Origin of the sequence: Lactococcus sp. AK05 (assembly GCF_041026685.1) — a bacterium.
In the GTDB taxonomy this organism is placed as follows: Bacteria; Bacillota; Bacilli; order Lactobacillales; family Streptococcaceae; genus Lactococcus; species Lactococcus lactis.
On record NZ_JBFTEI010000001.1, the window covers coordinates 929,201 to 945,302 of the forward strand.

The following is a 16,102-nucleotide window of genomic DNA, read 5'->3' on the forward strand; positions in this document are numbered from 1 at the left end:
ATCAAGTATAATAGACTAATAAAAGGAGTGAATTATGACTAAAGAAAACTCAGAAATAGACGATAACTTAAATTTTACTAGAGATTTGGCTTTATTTTACTTCGGATACCGTGCATTTATTAAACAAGAGGACGACCTAGTACTTTCTTACGGAATTCGTCAAGTACATCGGCGAATTATATTTTTCATTGGAAGACTTCCTGGCTTGACCGTTAATGAATTACTTGAAGTGCTTGATATTTCTAAACAAGCTTTGAACGGTCCTATGAATGATTTAAAAGAAAAAGAATTGGTTCATTTCAGGCCAAATGAAAATGACAAAAGAATCAAACAGCTTTATCTGACCGAACAAGGAAACATGTTAGATGAACGTATGAATGAAAATCAAATCAATAAAATGAAGCAATATTTTAGTGAATCTGGCGATAAAGAGGGCAGTTTTTGGACTAAGGTCATGGAATTATATGCCAATGAAATTGGTGAAAAATATGTCAATCGTTTATAAGGTCTTAATCAGACTACTATCAATTACAAGTGAAAGTTAAATAGATATCAATGAATACACATCAACTTGAAATTTTTTATCATGTCGCAAAATTTCAGTCAATATCAAGGGCAGCAGAGGCACTTTATATCAGTCAGCCAGCTGTCAGTAGCCAAATCAAAAAACTTGAGTCTGCTTATGGTGTTCACCTAATCGAAAAAAATGGTCAGGGAATCCAGCTGACAGCTCTTGGAATTCAGCTTTATGAAATTATTCGCTCCTTTTTTGAAAATGCCATTGTTTCCGCAGAATCGCTCTTAAAAAATTCTTCTGTTCTCCGGATTTCAGGAAATTTTTTAATGACAAATTTTGTGATTCCTCAAATTTTCGATCATGAAACTAATCAGGCTAACTTAATTATCAAAAGCACTTCTTCTTTTAATGCGCTGACAGAATTGAAAAAGGGTTACTGTGATTTGGCACTTATTAGTGCTTCTAGTCAGCCCGTTCTGTCAGCAGATATTTCGGTCAAAAAAATCTTTGATGATGAAATTATTTCTGTCAGTAAAAAACTGCTGGAAAGCGAAGTAACTTCTCTTATTGTCAGTAAAAGTAAAATTGATGTTTACAAAATATTGGAAAAAAATAATCCATTATTTTCACACTTACCTTATACTGCAGTTGAGTCGACTCAAGATGCCCTCTCAAATATTAATATTAATAAAAATAGTGCAACTTTCATTTCTGCTCGTTTTCTAAAATATTTTGAAAAAGATTATAACTATCACTATACTGGAGTTAAAAATGGTTTTTATGCCCTCTATAAATCAAACAATTTTCATACTGATGAAATTTTAAAGCTTATCGAAATGATAAAGTCTTCTACTAAATAAATTAAAAAACAATCAACTACTGAGTTGATTGTTTTCATTATTAGATATAACGTTTCAAAAAGTTCAAAAGATTAGGCCAAATGTCATCAATATAAGCCTCCCCATGTCGTGAACCGCTAAGTAGGCAAGTTTCTACGGGAATTTGCTCTTGTCGCAATAGTTCTGCTAATTTTTGATGTTCATAAGCAGGAACAAGCTCATTCATCGAGTTGCAAAGCAAGCCCGGTCCACTCTTTTTAGTGACTTTAGAAAAAATAGAGGCTTTTTCTAAACTATCGTCATTTATTGACGCCAGTAAGTTTTCGATAATCCACTTATAGTAAGAATCATTGGCTCCTGCTTGGTCAATCTTCTTACTGGGTAAGTCTGGAGCAATGATTAATTGTTTAGGAATCGTTTCCTTATGGTTTTCATAAAACCCCTTTAAATCTAAAAGTCCTGACAGGCTGACAAAGGGGCGACCTTTTGTCAATCCCAAATAAGCAGCTAAATGTCCACCTGTTGAGCCACCAATAAAAGCGATGTTATCAGCCTTGAAATCTGGGATATTTTTAAGAAGCCAAGTGTAGGCGGCTTCAACATCCTCATCTTGGGTTGGAAAAAGATTTTTAGCTTGTATGGCCAAACGATAATTCAGAGCTGCAACCTGATAACCTTCAGCAGCTAATCCTGTCGCAACTTCTTTTTCTTTACCTTTGTCTCCTTGCCACCAACCGCCGCCATGAATCAATACTAAAGTTTTTCCGTTCCATTCCTTTGGTTGATAGAGGTCAAGCGCTTGTAATTCATCTTCACCATAATTAAAAGTTTTCATCTTATTTCCTCCTAAATAAATTGTATTTTCTAATTTAACTATCACAAGACCTCCCCAAAGTTAGTTTGAGAAGGTCATTTTGTTTCTTAATTTCGTTTGTAAATAGATTATTTGTTTAATTTGAAGTACAAATCAGCAATATTTCCTGTAAAATCATAAGGTTTTTCATCGATAAGAACTTCAACTACTTTTGCAGAATCATCAATTGCTGGAATTTCAAGATTTTGTTGACGAATAAAGTCATTAGCATCAATAAATTCTTTGTTCAATGTGCGACCATCCAAAGTTTTAAATGTAATTTTCATTTTATCACCTCTTTCACATTTAATTATAAGTCAAAAGCAAATTGATGTCAATTAATTACGATATAATAATACGAAATAAAAAATATTACATCAAAGAAAATCTATTTAATTTTTTATCTTTTTTAAAAATGGCGCAAAGTGCCCTAAATATGGCGTCAAATGTCATTTTATTCTTGCTAAACTTTCTCTATAATAGTTTTATAATTAATAAAGGAGAATAGATATGGCAATTATATTAATCACAGGAGCAAGTAGTGGGATTGGCTATCAAACAGCAAAGCTTTTAGCTCAGAATGGCCATAAGGTTTATGGTGCGGCACGAAGAATGGACAAACTTGAGAAATTAAAAAGCGTAGGTGTCGAGCCAATTTATCTAGATATTACAAATGAAGATTCTTGTCGTAAATTGGTAGATACAATAATTGACAATGAAGGACAAATTGATATACTAATTAATAATGCGGGTTATGGTTCTTATGGCGCAATCGAAGATGTTCCGCTTGAAGAAGCCAAACGTCAATTTGAGGTGAATTTATTTGGACTAGCTGCTCTAACTAAACTAGTCTTGCCTCACATGCGTCACCAAAAAGCTGGTCGGATTATTAATATTTCTTCAATGGGCGGTAGATTCACAACCTATTTTGGTGCTTGGTATCATGCAAGGAAATATGCCTTAGAAGCTTTTAGCGATGGCCTCCGGATGGAAGTTAAACCTTTTGGTATTGATGTTTCTTTAATTGAACCAGGAGGAATTAAAACCGATTGGGGATTAATCGCAGCCGATCATTTAGCGGAGTCTGCCAAAGGAGGAGCTTACGAAGAAGCCGCCTTAAAAACAGCTACCGGTATGAGAAAACAGTATTCTGGGAACATGATGTCTGACCCTAAAATAATTTCAAAAACGATTTTAAAGGCAGTCAGCTCAAAAAGGATGAGAGCTCGTTATTTAATCGGTTTTGGAGCAAAGCCCCTTGTCTTTCTTCATACCATTCTGCCAACAAGAATTTTTGATTGGCTAATCATGCGGGCCAGTTAATAAAATAAGGAAAATTATGAAAATAAGTATTGACCAACAGTTTCAAAACTTTCTCGAATTACATCATTTAGATTTGAACCTTCTTTTAGAAGAAGCCCAAATTCCAAATTTGCTTTGGAAAGAGGAAATTGTTTTAACGAATCAACAATTTTATAAATTTCAAGAGGTCCTATCAAAAAGATTGACTGATGAACAACTTCTTTTGATAAGTGATGTCCAAAATTTTGGATTATTTATGCCTATTTTTTTCGTCGCTCTTTCTTCTGCTAATGGCTTACAAGCTATAAAACGTTTGGCAAAATATAAAAATATCATTGCTCCAGTTGAAATTAAAGTCAGTATTCAAGAAAAACATGTTCAAGTTGAATTAAATGATATTTCTGAAATACAAAATCTTTCACGTTTTTCTCTATTTAATGAGCAACTTATTATTTTAAGTATTCTAAGAACTGGAACAGGCCAAAATATTATTCCTGAAAAAGTAATCAGTCCTTATCCATTCAGTTCTTCAATTTTGGAAGTTTTTGGGATTTCTCCTGAGCTTTCAAAAAATGATAATCTTTTGAGTTTTAATCTCCAAGATTTAGAACTACCTTTTTTGACCAGAAATAATAGTATGTGGCGGATGATAGAACCCGAGCTGAATCGTCAGCTAGAAGAAATCAAAACTCCTTCTGACTTCATCAATAGCCTTCATAAAGAAGTCCAACTCTTGATTCCTTCTGGAGAATGTTCCATTCAAAATGTAGCAAGAAAACTGGGAATTAGTAGCAGAACCCTTCAAAGAAATCTTGCACAAGCTGGTACTACTTTTAAAGCCGAGTTACAATCCGTTCAGAAAAAAATGGCTCTCCATTTTTCAAAGGATTTAAATCTCACAACTGATGAAATTTCTTATCTCTTAGGATATTCTGAGGTCAGTTCTTTCACTCGAGCTTTTCGCAAATGGACGGGAATGACTCTGAATCAATATCGGAAAAAGCTGATTTAAAATAAAAACTAGGACTTCGTCCTAGTTTATTTCATTTATCGTCTAACTTTGGGATTAGTAAAGCTGTCAGAAGAGTCATCACTTGGAGAAGAAAACTCTGACTAACTATGATAGAATATTAGTAAAATCTAAAACAGGAGAGATTATAATGGCAAGAGCCCAATCCAAAGAGGAATTAATTACTTTTTCTGAAGAAAGTTGGCAGAAATTATGTTCACTAATCAATTCATTAAACGAAGAAACAAAAAATGATAATTTTACCTTTAATGTTGAAGATAAAAAAGAAAAGCATTGGGCAAGAGATAAAAATCTAAGAGACGTCATGGTTCATCTCTATGAGTGGCATCAGTTATTAATCAACTTTGTCGAAAAAAATAAAAGAGGAGAGAAAACGTCCTTTCTGCCCTCTCCTTATAATTGGAAAAATTATGGTGAAATGAATGATAATTTTCAAATAAATGGGCAAAAAAAATCATTATATGAGATAACACAACAACTTTCTGAAAGCCATATGAAGCTAATCACCCTCATTGAAAATTTTTCAAACAAAGAACTGTACACCAAAAAATATTTTGATTGGACAGGTTCAACTAGTCTGGGTCAATATTTTCAGTCTTCTATGTCATCGCATTACGAGTGGGCTTATAAAAAAATTAAATTACACAAAAAAACCTCAGAACTATGAGGTTTTTTATTTTTATTATTAGTTTCTTGAATTTAATCATTTCTGTCAGTAAATTTTACTGACAAGAACAGTCCTGACAGTCTTCTTCACATCCAAGATTTTGAAAACTTAATCCCGTGATTTCTGTCAAGTCTTCCACCGTTGGATAGTCACCAATCAATGTAATTTCTCCATCTACAAGGGTCAGAGGTAAAACATCCTTTTTTTCTAACATCTGTGTCACTTGAGGATAGTTTTGAAAAATTTCTGGCTGATTTTTAAAATTGTAACGTGCCATTTGCAAGTCTTCACCACATTTAAAAGTGGCAAAAACTTGGGTTAATGTCATCATTTCATTACTAAATTCGGGAATATCTTCCTCAAAAAGTTCAATTTTCATCTTAATGTCCTGTCTTTTGTCATTAAAATTATTATATCAAAAGAACAGGTCAAATTCACTAACGGAGACGCCAAGGAATAAAGGTCCGAATATCTTCGTTATTATAACCTATAAGTAAACGACGGTCATCAAAAGTAATTGGTGAACGCAATAATTGCTGATTTTTCAAAATAAATTGAATCATTTGCTCCGTCGAAATTTGGTCCATATCACAAGAACTTCTTAGTTCTGAATAAAGTTTGGGTGCTTTTGATTCCGAAACAATAATTTCCTCAAAACCTTTATTTGATAGCTCTAAAACTCTGACAATATCTTCTTTACACAATGAAGTTTTGGAAATGACAACATAAGGAATATTTCGCTTTTTAAACCAACTGGTAACGCGCTCAGCTGACTGGTTTGAACTTGATTTTTGGTAGATTTTAATCATCTTCACGCTCCTCTCCTTTATAAAATCTATTGTAACTCATTTTTGCGATTAAAAATTCAGACTTGAGATGTATTTCTTAATTTTAATTTATTTTTGTCAGTAAATTTTTAGAATATTTTTACTGACAGATTCTGTCAGTAATTTTTGCTCCAAAAAAAGTCCTTGGTCAGTAAAACCAAGGACTTATATTAGGAAATTCCATCAATTTTTATTTCAACTAATCCTCTGACAGCATTTGCCATATAAAAACAATCATATGTTTTCAAATCAGAAAGCGCAATATCTTTATATATTAGAGTATGATTTTTCGCAAACAAATCTAAAAAAGTTCCTTTTAGGGCATATCTGGCTGGCGTTTCGTACTGATTGCCCTTTTTTGCCACAAAATTTCCGATTGATAATTCACTGACCAAGCCATCTGTATGAAATAGAATATCTTGAAACCCTTCTTTTTTTGCTTCTAAGACTTCCTGACGAAAGACCTTTTGAAAATCTGGCCCTGAAAGTTTAAAGTTAGACAAAGGACTAGGCTTGTCATTAATTGACGACAGTTTAACTCGATAGACCTCATTTGAATGCGTCAGCTGACGAATCTCAGGGGTCAAAAAATCTCCGTCAGTACTGACACGTAAAACTCCGTCAGTAACATTTTGGGCAAATATTCTCAATTTTTCTTCCAAATCTGGATGATGGTATTGCTTTTTCAAGCGATTGACATGCCCCTCTAAATTTAACAATTCACCATTTTTAACAAGACCTGTTGTAAATAAAATACTTGGAACATCTTTCACACCTAATATATCTAAAAAAGGTTTTGCTTTTAGTAATATCTCTGAAAACTCTGCTTCTGCTTCGCTCTCGAACGTAATTCCACCGCCTACTCCAAGCTGATAATGCTCACCATCATGAACTAATGTCCGAATCACGATGTTCATATCCAAATCCATTTCTCGACTTAACCAACCCTGCATCCCTGTATAAATTCCTCTAGGTTGTTTTTCAACTTCCTTAATAATCTCCATTGCCCGTTTCTTAGGTGTACCTGTGATTGACCCTCCCGGAAATAAAGCCGTCATAAATTCTGAAAAAGTCAAATCTTCTTTAATTCTACTTTTTATTGAAGTCACCAGTTGATGAACATGAGAAAAAGTTTCAATTTCTGCAAATTTAGGGACAGACAAAGAAAAAGGTTGACTAATCCGGGCAATATCGTTACGCAATAAATCCGTCACCATCAGTAACTCAGACCGTTCTTTACTACTATTGGAAAGTATTTCCTTTTGTAATCTATCAGCTCCGACATCTTCTCCTCTGGCAATTGTTCCTTTAATTGGTTTTGAAATTAATGCTCCATCATGAATAGAAACATAGCGTTCCACAGAACTTGAAATTTGCGTCATTTTCCATTCAGGATATTGTAAAAATGATGAGAAAGGAGCAGGAATTTGTTTCCTTGTGTTCTTAAAAACATCAATAGGTTTTTTATCGGACCAAATTTCAAATTGTTGCGTCAAATTGGCAACATAAATATCGCCAGCCTTCATATAGTCTTGTAATTTTTTTATTGAAGCAATATATTCTTGCTTTGTTTGGTCAATAAAAACAGCCCCTATGCCATTCTGATCATCGAATTCAATCTCTGAATCCACTTCAATTTCTTCCGATTCAGTCAGCCAATATTGGCCATCAGTTTGTTCAAATTGCACGACACGTAACAGTTTTGTTCTATGGTCAAAAAGTAAAACTTCATCATAAACTGCAAAACAAGCCGGCTCTTGCTCATAACTTACAAAACCCAATAATTCTGGATAAAAAGGCCAATTTTTAGGTCGTTCAACTCTCTCATCCTTCAGCAAATCTACCGCATCTAAAAAATTGAACTTCTTTTTTTCACCATTAAAAAACACTTGACCCTTATATTTTGAAACCTTTTTATAAGGTTTATGTGCTAAAATACTATAATGCTCATTTTCGGTCACCTGACTACTATGTAAAAAAACAATTTCTTCATCTGCCCGATAATATTTTAGGAAAATTTTCCAAATATCCGTATTTTTTATTATAAATTCCTTCAAAAGACTACACCACTTTCAAAAAATTATTTAACATTTCATGACCATATTCAGTAGCTAAACTTTCTGGGTGAAATTGTAAAGCCCACAATTTTAATTTTTGCTGATGAATGGCCTGAATAACACCATCTTCACTCTGCGCATCAATTTCAAAATCATAAGGTAGTTTATCGACAATCAACGAATGATAACGTGCAACTTTCAAATTTTGTGGAAGTCCTTTAAAAATTCCTTGACAATTATGACGAATGACAGAAATTTTTCCATGCATTGGTCTCTCACCAAGAACAACATTTCCCCCAAAACATTCAGCAATGACTTGCTGACCCAAGCAAATTCCTAACATAGGAATTTTTCCAGCGTATAGTTGAACTACATCCCTACTAAAAACGGCTTCTTTTGGTGTTTTTGGACCTGGAGAAATGATAATCGCATCATAATTTTCACAAATAAAATCCGGAGAAATTATAATTTTCTGACTTATTTTATCTTGGTCATTAACCACTGTTACACTACAATCTAATTCCTCAAAATACTGTGCAAGCAAATAAGTAAAAGAATCATAATTATCAATTAATAGCAATTTCATTTTATCCCCCCTTCAATAATTATACTAAAAATATTTATTCAAAACTGATACTGATATCTAGTCTATCGATTATATTTCCTATGTTATAATATTTATTATATAATAACAGAAAGAAGAATAATAAGTGTCATTAAATAGTTATAAAAATAATCCATTATCTTGGCATCCAGATAAAGCATTATTAAAAAGTCCCATTTATAAGTCCTTAGTAGATTTACTTCAAGAGGATATTCTCTCCAACCAACTTACCCAAGACACAAAACTTCCTTCACAAAGAGAGCTTGCTGACTATTTAGACATCAATTTTACCACCGTAGGTCAGGCCTATCAATATGCAATAAAAAAAGGACTATTATATACTAATGTTGGAAGTGGAACCTATGTTTCCCCTAATGCTTATCATTCAGCAACTATTTCTAATCACAATGTCAAACAAAATATCATTGACTTTGGTTTAGTTAGTTCATTTGAAGAATACAACTCCCTCGTCGTTCCATTCATTCAATCGATTGCCTCTAGTCCAAAACTAATTCAACTTCTCGACTATCAACATCCAATGGGGACCAATTTTCAGATTGAAACAGCCTCGAAGTGGCTTGAAACGCAAGGCGTTCTTCCCTACACTAATCACGTTGCTATTGTATCAGGCGTGCAAAATGGACTTGCGATTGTTCTATCAGCCTTATTTGCCCCAGGTGACCGTATTGCTGTTGACCGTTACACATATTCAAACTTTATCGAATTAGCCCATCTTTATCATCTTGAAATTGTCCCTATTGACTTTGATGAAAATGGAATGTCTCCTGAGGCCTTGAACAATGAATGTCTTAAGAAAAAAATACAAGGTATCTTTCTTATGCCTTCGTGTAACAATCCAATTGGTTTTCAAATTTCTGAAGAAAGACGTTATGAACTTGCCAAAATTATTAAAAAATTGAATTTAATTGTTATTGAAGATGACATTCACTCCTTTATGACTACTTACTTTCAAGATAAAGTCCTTCCGCCCTTTCAACAACTTCTTCCCAAACAAACAATTTATTTGGCTGGTATGACAAAATATATTAGTTCTGGTTTACGAATTGCTTACCTTGTCTATCCCCAAAATTTCAAATCAGCAATTGAAAAAGCTCTCTTTAACATCAATGTTAAAACTTCGGGATTAGATGCCGAAATCATTACGCAAATTATTCATTCTTCAACAGCCAAAAAGATTCTAGAAAATAAATTTGAAAAATTACAAGAAGCAAATCAACTTTTTGATACTGTTTTTGAATCAATCAAACCTCAACGTCCTTCAAATAATTATCCCTTCTATCGAATATTAAATCTAAAAAATAAATTAACTCAAGAAAAACAAGATACAATAGAGAATCACCTTTTAAATCAAGGAGTCCGAGTCTTTCATTCCGACCGTTTTTCTACTCAAACACAACCTGACCCTTTTATTAGAATTGCCCTTTCGTCTAATAATATGGAAAAACTAGAAAAAGGACTAAAAATTATCAAAAAAGAGGGAAAAAAATATAATCAATAATCCATGTAATAAAAAAACCGAATTAAAATAATAAGTCAGTTTTTTGTTAGCAAACATAAATATTAAAGGTATGTTTCTCCCTTGGCAAACAGAATTGCTTTTCCACCAATACTTACTCGATTCCCTTTAAGCTCACATTTTAAATAACCTCCACGCGCAGAGGCTTGATAAGCCGTCATTTCATTTTTCTCAAGTTTTTCTGCCCAGTAAGGAATAAGATTTGAATGGGCAGAGCCACATACAGGGTCTTCATTAATTGTTAATTTAGGGAAAAAAGTCCGTGACACAAAGTCCTCTTTTTCACCTTTAGCCGTAACGATAACACCAACTCCTAATTCAAAGGATTCTAAGGCTGTAAAGTTTGGATGTAAATTTACAACTGTCTCTTCAGATTCTAGTACAAAAAATAAGTCTCTTGCCAAATAGGCTTCCTTAATTTTGGCGCATAGAGCCACTTCATATTCTGGTAAAATTTCCACCTTTTTGGGAAGAATATTCGGAAAATCCATATAATAATTTTCGCCATTCTTGGTAACAAAAAGGTCACCACTTTGACTCGTAAACCGAAGAGTTGGTCCTAGCTCACGGTAATAATTAAAAAGCACAAATGCTGTAGCTAAAGTTGCATGTCCACATAGATCAATTTCTCGGTCAGGCGTAAACCATCTCAATTCAAAATAATCATCTTTTTTTACCGTGAAAGCTGTCTCTGATAAATTATTTTCAATCGCAATTTTTTGCATGGTATCTGCTGACAACCATTCCTCCAGAACATAAACGGCCGCTGGATTTCCTTTGAAAATTTCTTCAGCAAAGGCATCAACAACATAATAATTCAAACTCATCACTTTTCTCCTACTTTACCTTGTTATAAATAAATTCTGCACAGCATAAGTCTTCAATTGCTAAACCTACAGCATCAAATACTGTAATTTCTTCATTACTTTCCCTTGCAGAAACTTTACCCATAACCATCTCTCCTAAAGATGCTTTGATATCCTTTGCACTCATGATTCCCTCAGAAATCGGAATCAACAAATCTCCACTTTCCTTCATAGCTGCCTCGTAATCATCAACATAGACTTTACTTTCTTTCATTAATCCACTCTTAATTTCACGCGTTGTAGGTGTGAACGTTCCTATCGCGTTAATATGAGTTCCAGCCGAAATATTCTCAGCATCTAAGAATGCATCCTTACTTGGGGTCAATGTGCAGATGATATCTGAATCTTCTACCGCTTCTTTAATAGTGCTAGAGTTAATAAATTCAAGCTCAGGATGAATAGCTTTCATTTTATCAATAAATACTTGAGCTGATTTTGGATTTAGGTCATAAACACGAACAACTTTTATCGGACGCACACAGAGCATCGCTTCCAAATGTGAACTCGCTTGTTGACCACTACCAAATAAAGTAAGAATTGACGAATCTTTTTTTGCCAAAAAGTCTGTAGCAAGAGCTGATACAGCCGCCGTTCTAATCCAAGTAATTGCATTAGCATTAATCAATGCAACAGGAAGCCCATTTTTTGAATCAAATAACATTACTTCTCCAACATGAGAAGGGAGATTTAAGGCATGGTTATCCGGAAAAGCCGTGATAATTTTAGCACCAAAATAGCGATTTTCACCAAGATAAGCTGGCATTAAAGCAAAAACATTTTTATTTTTTCCATCAGGTAATATTTCAACCGTTCGTTCTCTTTGAGCAATTGTTCCATTTTCGTGATCTTTAAAGCAATCACTCATTACCTGAATTGATTCTTTAAAACTTAGAAGTTCAACTACTTCATTATAACTTACTTGTTTCATTCTAGCTCCTCTTGCTAATATCTAAATTATCTTCTATTAATATTATAGCTTTACACTAAGTGAGATACAATATTAATATTGTATGGCATATGCATTGATTAATTTCATTCCTTAGGAACTTCGTACTATTATGAAAAAGCAACTATCGCTATTAAGCGATAGTTGCTTATATATAATATTAAATTAGTTTAGCCAAATCTATTATTTAACTGCAAACCATGCTATTTCAGCATTAGGGTTGGAAGCAACATATACTGCTTCAGCCAAAGTAGAATGCAGGTTTTTCATTATCATATTTCCATCCTTTAGAAACAAGATATTTTGCTTCATATTGACTTGTAGTATAGTAGTGCTCTCCACCTTTTGCGTTTGGATTATAAACACAGTAAACTGCTGTTTTTGCTTCAAGTTATTTTTTGTAATAGTTACAATTTAATCAAGAAGACTATTTAGCAAGGCCTTTATAAATTTGATCTAAATTCCATTTCATCATACTATAGTAGCTATCCCCATTTTCTCCTTTTTTCGCCACTGAATCTGTAAATATTGTTGAATAAATTGGAATTCCTGTATCCTTAGAGACAGTTTTCATTGGACGATTATCAACACTACTTTCTACAAAAAGCGATTTGAGTTCAGTAGCTCTTAACTTTCTAACCAGATTTTTTATCTGATCTGGCGTGCCCTCTTCTTCTGTATTTATCTCCCAAATATAAGCAGAGGGAATATTATAAGCCTTAGAAAAATATTTAAAACAACCTTCGCTCGTTACAATCATCTTTTCATTTTCAGGTATTAAAGAAAATTTAGATTTTGCTTGCTGATCAAGATCAGATAATTTTTTAACATATTTATCTAAATTATGTTTATAAAAATCCTTATTAACTGGGTCTTTTTTAGATAACTGTTGTTCAATATTTTTTGCATAAATAATCCCATTCTCTAAATTGAGCCAAGCATGCGGATCTTCTTTTCCTTCAGTATTCTTTCCTTCAAGATAAATGACCTCAACTCCAGTGCTTACAGGAAAATAATCAATATTTTCTTTTTTATTTGCATTATTCACTAGTTTTGTAAACCATGCATTTCCACCTGTTTCCAAGTTTAAACCATTGTAAAAGATTAAATCTGCTTTAGAAGTTTTTTGAACATCTACAGGCAATGGTTCATATTCATGCGGGTCTTTTCCAACCGGAACTATACTATGCAAATTGATTTTATCATCAGCAATATTTTTTGTGATATCTGCCAAAATTGAATTAGTCACGACCACATTTATTTTTTTATCTGTTACTTGGTCTGTTTTTTTATTTGAGCAACCTACTAGAAAAACGATAGCACCCAGTGCTATAAAAGTTATCAATATATTTTTATATTTTTTGATCATCAATTTTGACCTTCTTTTTTATAAAATTTTGTTTTGGTGAAACTAAAAAACTAATTGCAAAAATGATAGCTGAAGTAATGACAATGCTTGAACCGACAGCAATATTAAAGCTGTAACCTATAAATAAACCTAAAACGGAAGAAACTGCCCCTAGTGAAGAGGAGAGAATTATCATTTTTCTCAAGCTATTTGTATATAAATATGCTGTTGCTGCTGGCGTAATTAACATAGCAACAATTAAAATAGTTCCGACGCTTTGCATCGCAGTTACGGATACTAACGTCAATAAAACCATCAAAAGATAATGATAAAAATTCACTTTCATTCCAGTTGCTTTTGCCATCAATGGATCAAATGATGTAATTAAAAGCTCCTTGAAAAATAGAACGATGACGACTAAGACAGCTATTGAAACACCTATTGTTAGCCATTTATCAATGTCTTGCACTGCTAAAATATTTCCAAAAAGGATATGGAATAAATCCGTTGAACTATTGGCAATTCCAATTAATATAACACCTAAAGCCAGAAATGAACTAAATGTAATTCCAATTGCAGTATCTCCTTTGATAATACTATTATTTTTTATGAAAGTAATAATTATCGAGGAAAGTAATCCAAAAATAATTGCCCCTACAAAGAAATTTATTCCTAAAATATAGGAAATAGCAACACCAGGAAGTACTGCATGAGAAATCGCATCACCCATTAAGGACATTCCTCTCAAAATGATGAAACAACCAACTGCTCCTGAAACTACGCCTATCACAACTGCTGTAACTAAAGCATTCTGTAAAAAATGGAATTCATATAAACCATTTATAAAATTCTGTATCATTTGATTCTTAATCTCCTATAAATATATTATCTCCATATGCCGCTTTTAAGTATTTTTGATTAAAACTATCTCTTACTGAACCATAAGAAATTAATTCTCTATTTAAAATAATTATGTCATCAAAATACTCTTTCACTTTACTCAAATCATGATGCACAATTAAAATGGTCTTCCCTTGATGTTTCAAATCCTGAAGAATATTCATAATAATCTTTTCACTTATTGAGTCTATCCCTACAAATGGTTCATCTAAAAAGATATAGTCTGCTTCTTGAACTAAACACCTTGCCAACAAAACCCTTTGAAATTGACCGCCTGATAGTTCACCTATCTGCCTATTTTCATATTCTAATAAGTTAACTTTTTGTAAAGCGTTAGAAACCCTTGCCCATTCTTTATTTCCGAGTTTTTGAAACAGCTTTAATCCCGTATAAGTACCAAGAGATACGCACTCCTTTACCTTAATTGGAAAAGTATGATCAATATCACTTTTTTGCTCTACATAAGCTATATTTTTCAGTTCCTTTTTACTTACCTTACCATTTATTGATATTTTTCCAGAATGTGGAACAATATTGAGAATAGCCTTGATTAAAGTAGATTTTCCTGCACCATTTGGTCCGATAATACCAGTGATTTTCCCAGGTTTAACTTCTAGTTGAATATCCTTCAGGACTTTTTTTTCATTATAGAATACATCTAAATGCTTAGTATTTATCATCGTTCTCTCCTTATGCTAGTAAATAAAAACTTATAAATCTTTTCATAATTATAGCATATGCTAAATATTTAATCAATATATTTCGTTTAGGCTATTTATTTTTTAATATTAATTAATATATTTGAAAACTCACAGTTTTCTTTCCATACTAAATTCCAGATTTCGTTCTCAAAAAGTTTAAGTCATAAGTTTGGATTCCTGCACTATTATCTGTTATACTTCAAGTAAGATCATTTAGAGAACGTTTTCATTTACGCAAGGAGGCAAACAATATGACAACTATGGTTTTTGTAAATTTTCCAGTATCTGATATTGAAGCATCAACTAGTTTTTATGAAAAAATAGGTTTTAAAAAGAATCCTAATTTCTCAGATGAATTGGTTAGTTGCATGGTTTGGGATGAAAATTTTTTTATCATGCTACTATCACATGCTCGTTATAAAACATTCATTGGTGAAAAAGAAATTGCGGATACAAAATCATCAAGTGCTGCATTAATTTCATTTACTTTTTCAAGTGCGCAGAGTGTAAAGGACTTTGGTAAATTGGCAGATGAAAACGGCGGAAAAAGCCTTTATTTAGATAATGGTATTTCTGAAGAAATGATGTATGGTCTTGAAGTCCAAGACCTAGACGGCAACTGTTTAGAGCCTGTTTGGATGAATTCTGAGATGGGAAAAAGTTGATTTCATGAAAAAAATTCTCTAACTAGTAAAAAGGCTCTCACAAACGAGAGCCTTTTTTTATTTTAAAAAAGAAATCATATATTTTATTTTCAAAAGAAACTAGTTAATTATCTTTCAAATGTATTCTTTCTCCATGCAATTCCTCCAATTGTCAATACTGAAAGCAAACCTAAGCCAAGTGCCATCAACTCTGAACTCATTAATTCATCTGAGCCTGTAGTAGGAAGTGAAGCCCCAAACGGCTCCGATACTATAGGCGTGCTAAGAACGTTCACCTTGTTACGAAGAGCTGAATTATTACCAGTTGATATTGTAGGAACAGAGAGTGCAGTGTTCCCAACTTTTGAAAATGGTACTCTTTCTAATACTTTTACTCTCATATTATTTCCAAGAGTGCCATCTGTATTCACTCCATCTTTACCATCTTTACCATTTTGACCATT

At 32.9% G+C, this 16,102-nt stretch carries 19 protein-coding genes and 1 pseudogene; 7 read left to right on the plus strand and 13 right to left on the minus strand.

Annotated elements, in window-relative coordinates; all coding sequences use genetic code 11:
* Positions 1-34: 34 nt before the first annotated feature.
* A complete protein-coding gene (locus AB6B24_RS04400) occupies positions 35-505 on the plus strand; it encodes a MarR family winged helix-turn-helix transcriptional regulator (RefSeq protein WP_047206092.1) in 471 nt (156 codons plus the stop codon).
* Positions 506-555: 50 nt separating this feature from the next.
* A complete protein-coding gene (locus tag AB6B24_RS04405; RefSeq protein ID WP_311802745.1) occupies positions 556-1,377 on the plus strand; it encodes a LysR family transcriptional regulator in 822 nt (273 codons plus the stop codon).
* Positions 1,378-1,417: 40 nt separating this feature from the next.
* Here AB6B24_RS04405 and AB6B24_RS04410 read toward each other — a convergent pair whose 3' ends face one another.
* Together AB6B24_RS04410 and AB6B24_RS04415 are read right to left on the minus strand one after the other, a co-directional pair.
* Positions 1,418-2,191: an alpha/beta hydrolase gene (locus tag AB6B24_RS04410; RefSeq protein ID WP_311802747.1), complete on the minus strand. Its 774-nt coding sequence runs from the start codon at positions 2,189-2,191 to the stop codon at positions 1,418-1,420.
* 107 nt (positions 2,192-2,298) lie between these two features.
* Positions 2,299-2,496 carry a hypothetical protein gene (locus AB6B24_RS04415; RefSeq protein WP_012897925.1) on the minus strand — a complete coding sequence of 66 codons (198 nt, stop codon included), beginning with the start codon at positions 2,494-2,496 and terminating at the stop codon, positions 2,299-2,301.
* 223 nt (positions 2,497-2,719) lie between these two features.
* Between AB6B24_RS04415 and AB6B24_RS04420 the strand changes: the two genes are divergently transcribed.
* From AB6B24_RS04420 to AB6B24_RS04430, 3 genes are all read left to right on the plus strand, one after another.
* Entirely contained in the window at positions 2,720-3,532 is an 813-nt protein-coding gene (locus tag AB6B24_RS04420; protein WP_369164210.1) for an oxidoreductase, read from the plus strand.
* Positions 3,533-3,548: 16 nt separating this feature from the next.
* On the plus strand, positions 3,549-4,523 hold the full coding sequence (locus tag AB6B24_RS04425) for a helix-turn-helix domain-containing protein (RefSeq protein WP_311804187.1): 975 nt from the start codon (positions 3,549-3,551) through the stop codon (positions 4,521-4,523).
* Between the two features lie 148 nt (positions 4,524-4,671).
* Positions 4,672-5,208: a ClbS/DfsB family four-helix bundle protein gene (locus tag AB6B24_RS04430; protein ID WP_311802824.1), complete on the plus strand. Its 537-nt coding sequence runs from the start codon at positions 4,672-4,674 to the stop codon at positions 5,206-5,208.
* A 55-nt stretch (positions 5,209-5,263) separates the two neighbouring features.
* Here AB6B24_RS04430 and AB6B24_RS04435 read toward each other — a convergent pair whose 3' ends face one another.
* The 4 genes from AB6B24_RS04435 to AB6B24_RS04450 form a co-directional block, all read right to left on the minus strand.
* Complete coding sequence (locus AB6B24_RS04435) at positions 5,264-5,587, minus strand: arsenic metallochaperone ArsD family protein (RefSeq protein ID WP_058204642.1); 324 nt, start codon at positions 5,585-5,587, stop codon at positions 5,264-5,266.
* 58 nt (positions 5,588-5,645) lie between these two features.
* Positions 5,646-6,017 (minus strand): ArsC/Spx/MgsR family protein, encoded by a 372-nt coding sequence (locus AB6B24_RS04440; protein ID WP_017864571.1) that lies wholly within the window; start codon positions 6,015-6,017, stop codon positions 5,646-5,648.
* A 188-nt stretch (positions 6,018-6,205) separates the two neighbouring features.
* On the minus strand, positions 6,206-8,092 hold the full coding sequence (gene pabB, locus AB6B24_RS04445; RefSeq protein ID WP_311802751.1) for an aminodeoxychorismate synthase component I: 1,887 nt from the start codon (positions 8,090-8,092) through the stop codon (positions 6,206-6,208).
* A gap of 4 nt (positions 8,093-8,096) precedes the next feature.
* A complete protein-coding gene (locus tag AB6B24_RS04450) occupies positions 8,097-8,678 on the minus strand; it encodes an aminodeoxychorismate/anthranilate synthase component II (protein ID WP_311802752.1) in 582 nt (193 codons plus the stop codon).
* 124 nt (positions 8,679-8,802) lie between these two features.
* On the opposite strand from AB6B24_RS04450, the gene AB6B24_RS04455 reads away from it, so the two are divergent.
* Complete coding sequence (locus AB6B24_RS04455; RefSeq protein WP_311802754.1) at positions 8,803-10,215, plus strand: PLP-dependent aminotransferase family protein; 1,413 nt, start codon at positions 8,803-8,805, stop codon at positions 10,213-10,215.
* 62 nt (positions 10,216-10,277) lie between these two features.
* On the opposite strand, the gene AB6B24_RS04460 is transcribed toward AB6B24_RS04455, so the two are convergent.
* The 6 genes and pseudogenes from AB6B24_RS04460 to AB6B24_RS04485 all read right to left on the minus strand — a co-directional run bounded on the left by AB6B24_RS04460 (position 10,278) and on the right by AB6B24_RS04485 (position 14,973).
* The gene (locus AB6B24_RS04460) at positions 10,278-11,060 is read right to left on the minus strand and encodes a PhzF family phenazine biosynthesis protein (RefSeq protein ID WP_153241609.1); all 783 of its coding nucleotides are present in this window, start codon (positions 11,058-11,060) and stop codon (positions 10,278-10,280) included.
* Positions 11,061-11,070: 10 nt separating this feature from the next.
* Positions 11,071-12,027: an ornithine cyclodeaminase family protein gene (locus tag AB6B24_RS04465; protein WP_153241608.1), complete on the minus strand. Its 957-nt coding sequence runs from the start codon at positions 12,025-12,027 to the stop codon at positions 11,071-11,073.
* 259 nt (positions 12,028-12,286) lie between these two features.
* Positions 12,287-12,364, minus strand: a pseudogene (locus tag AB6B24_RS04470) (hypothetical protein); the annotation flags it as partial.
* Between the two features lie 108 nt (positions 12,365-12,472).
* The gene (locus AB6B24_RS04475) at positions 12,473-13,414 is read right to left on the minus strand and encodes a metal ABC transporter substrate-binding protein (protein WP_311802825.1); all 942 of its coding nucleotides are present in this window, start codon (positions 13,412-13,414) and stop codon (positions 12,473-12,475) included.
* Positions 13,398-14,252 carry a metal ABC transporter permease gene (locus AB6B24_RS04480; RefSeq protein WP_047206080.1) on the minus strand — a complete coding sequence of 285 codons (855 nt, stop codon included), beginning with the start codon at positions 14,250-14,252 and terminating at the stop codon, positions 13,398-13,400. The genes AB6B24_RS04475 and AB6B24_RS04480 overlap by 17 nt, the downstream gene beginning before the upstream one ends.
* Before the next feature lie 7 nt (positions 14,253-14,259).
* Positions 14,260-14,973 carry a metal ABC transporter ATP-binding protein gene (locus AB6B24_RS04485; protein WP_047206079.1) on the minus strand — a complete coding sequence of 238 codons (714 nt, stop codon included), beginning with the start codon at positions 14,971-14,973 and terminating at the stop codon, positions 14,260-14,262.
* A gap of 272 nt (positions 14,974-15,245) precedes the next feature.
* On the opposite strand from AB6B24_RS04485, the gene AB6B24_RS04490 reads away from it, so the two are divergent.
* On the plus strand, positions 15,246-15,659 hold the full coding sequence (locus AB6B24_RS04490; protein ID WP_311802757.1) for a VOC family protein: 414 nt from the start codon (positions 15,246-15,248) through the stop codon (positions 15,657-15,659).
* 107 nt (positions 15,660-15,766) lie between these two features.
* Here AB6B24_RS04490 and AB6B24_RS04495 read toward each other — a convergent pair.
* On the minus strand, positions 15,767-16,102 hold a 336-nt coding region (locus tag AB6B24_RS04495), incomplete at its 5' end, for a hypothetical protein (protein ID WP_369164215.1).

Bases quoted from the DNA above. Each gene is read 5' to 3' on its own strand.
- AB6B24_RS04400 (WP_047206092.1), top strand. From the start codon at position 35: ATGACTAAAGAAAACTCAGAAATAGACGATAACTTAAATTTTACTAGA.
- AB6B24_RS04405 (WP_311802745.1), top strand. From the start codon at position 556: ATGAATACACATCAACTTGAAATTTTTTATCATGTCGCAAAATTTCAG.
- AB6B24_RS04410 (WP_311802747.1), bottom strand. From the start codon at position 2,191: ATGAAAACTTTTAATTATGGTGAAGATGAATTACAAGCGCTTGACCTC.
- AB6B24_RS04415 (WP_012897925.1), bottom strand. From the start codon at position 2,496: ATGAAAATTACATTTAAAACTTTGGATGGTCGCACATTGAACAAAGAA.
- AB6B24_RS04420 (WP_369164210.1), top strand. From the start codon at position 2,720: ATGGCAATTATATTAATCACAGGAGCAAGTAGTGGGATTGGCTATCAA.
- AB6B24_RS04425 (WP_311804187.1), top strand. From the start codon at position 3,549: ATGAAAATAAGTATTGACCAACAGTTTCAAAACTTTCTCGAATTACAT.
- AB6B24_RS04430 (WP_311802824.1), top strand. From the start codon at position 4,672: ATGGCAAGAGCCCAATCCAAAGAGGAATTAATTACTTTTTCTGAAGAA.
- AB6B24_RS04435 (WP_058204642.1), bottom strand. From the start codon at position 5,587: ATGAAAATTGAACTTTTTGAGGAAGATATTCCCGAATTTAGTAATGAA.
- AB6B24_RS04440 (WP_017864571.1), bottom strand. From the start codon at position 6,017: ATGATTAAAATCTACCAAAAATCAAGTTCAAACCAGTCAGCTGAGCGC.
- AB6B24_RS04450 (WP_311802752.1), bottom strand. From the start codon at position 8,678: ATGAAATTGCTATTAATTGATAATTATGATTCTTTTACTTATTTGCTT.
- AB6B24_RS04460 (WP_153241609.1), bottom strand. From the start codon at position 11,060: ATGAGTTTGAATTATTATGTTGTTGATGCCTTTGCTGAAGAAATTTTC.
- AB6B24_RS04465 (WP_153241608.1), bottom strand. From the start codon at position 12,027: ATGAAACAAGTAAGTTATAATGAAGTAGTTGAACTTCTAAGTTTTAAA.
- AB6B24_RS04475 (WP_311802825.1), bottom strand. From the start codon at position 13,414: ATGATCAAAAAATATAAAAATATATTGATAACTTTTATAGCACTGGGT.
- AB6B24_RS04480 (WP_047206080.1), bottom strand. From the start codon at position 14,252: ATGATACAGAATTTTATAAATGGTTTATATGAATTCCATTTTTTACAG.
- AB6B24_RS04485 (WP_047206079.1), bottom strand. From the start codon at position 14,973: ATGATAAATACTAAGCATTTAGATGTATTCTATAATGAAAAAAAAGTC.
- AB6B24_RS04490 (WP_311802757.1), top strand. From the start codon at position 15,246: ATGACAACTATGGTTTTTGTAAATTTTCCAGTATCTGATATTGAAGCA.